Origin of the sequence: Flectobacillus roseus (genome assembly GCF_030056595.1) — a bacterium.
Taxonomy (GTDB): Bacteria; Bacteroidota; Bacteroidia; order Cytophagales; family Spirosomataceae; genus Flectobacillus; species Flectobacillus roseus.
Genome location: NZ_JASHIF010000046.1, coordinates 1 through 1,221 on the forward strand (window position 1 = coordinate 1; position 1,221 = coordinate 1,221).

General features: G+C 32.3%; 1 protein-coding gene. It reads right to left on the reverse strand.

Annotated features, from left to right (window positions below):
- Window positions 1-18 precede the first annotated feature (18 nt).
- The gene (locus QM524_RS25880; RefSeq protein ID WP_283346901.1) at window positions 19-1,128 is read right to left on the reverse strand and encodes an IS4 family transposase; all 1,110 of its coding nucleotides are present in this window, start codon (window positions 1,126-1,128) and stop codon (window positions 19-21) included.
- Window positions 1,129-1,221: the final 93 nt, after the last annotated feature.

Consider the following 1,221-nt stretch of genomic DNA (forward strand, 5'->3'; position numbering starts at 1 on the left):
TACTCTACCCAGCTTTTTTTAAGTAGATATATTTTTTTGATAATGAGACATTTGCATTTTTATCCATCTTAAAAAGCTGAATATTCTATTCTCAATAGCTGTATCTGTCAGTATTATTTGTCTGAACAGTTCTTGAATCATATTCATGCCCTTTCTAAGAAAACTACTGGATTTATAGCCATGATTTTTCTTTTTAATTTTTTGTACTTTAGTATGAAAGTAAATTCCCATACTTATACAAACGGCATATGATATAGCGACTAAGGCAATGAGTTTTTTAATCTTTTCCAAACATTTTAAATGCGTTTTTTCTAAGTTAAAACCTCTACCTTTCAATCCTTGAAAACAAGTCTCTATAGTCCATCTTTTAGCATATAGCTGCCCCATAAATTCTACATTTACTGTACCCAATAAATATAAAAAATCACCGTTTTGCAAGGCCTTGACCCAAACATTGGCCACTACACCATCTACTAGACAATCTCTTAATATCACAGCTTTGTTAATTTCTAAATTCAAGCTCTCTATTTTGAACACACTACCATCTGATTTTTGTAATAAATGATGTTTTGGCAAGCGCATTACAAAATTTATATCATTGTCTTTCAGATATTTAATCCATGAACGACCTATAAACTCACGGTCGCCAACTATGTATCCTATTCGTTCTTTGCCAATCAAATTTACACACATTTCTACGATAGCTTTACGGTCTCGGGTAGATGAATTTCCACTCTTATTATCCAACATTTCCCAATATAAAGGAAGCTGATAATCTCCACAACCTACTACTACCATCAAAATATTTACCTGACATGAGCCAAAATCCCATTCAGTTCTATCAAGGCATAATCGTAACTTTTTATTAGTCGGTAAGAACTGCAACAACAGCAAAGCTACATAAAAATAATCAATATTAACCTCCCTGAAAAAATCCTGTATTCGAACTTCATTGGAGCTTAATTTAGCCTTGACATTTAGATGTTGGGCTACACTACAAAATTGTACATTTCTACTTTTTATTAATCCTAAAATAAATGAGCAAATGAATTTTTTGCGTGATAAATTCTTAACAATTGGAAATTTTGATAAAACACTAGTAATTTCGCTTTCGAGCCGTTGGTTCATGGGAAGTGGGATGTTTTGGAGCTTGGTAACTACAAAACTCTTGCTTCCCTTTCTTTTTACCTAATTTGTCCCATTTTTTAGTAGGGTAGAGTA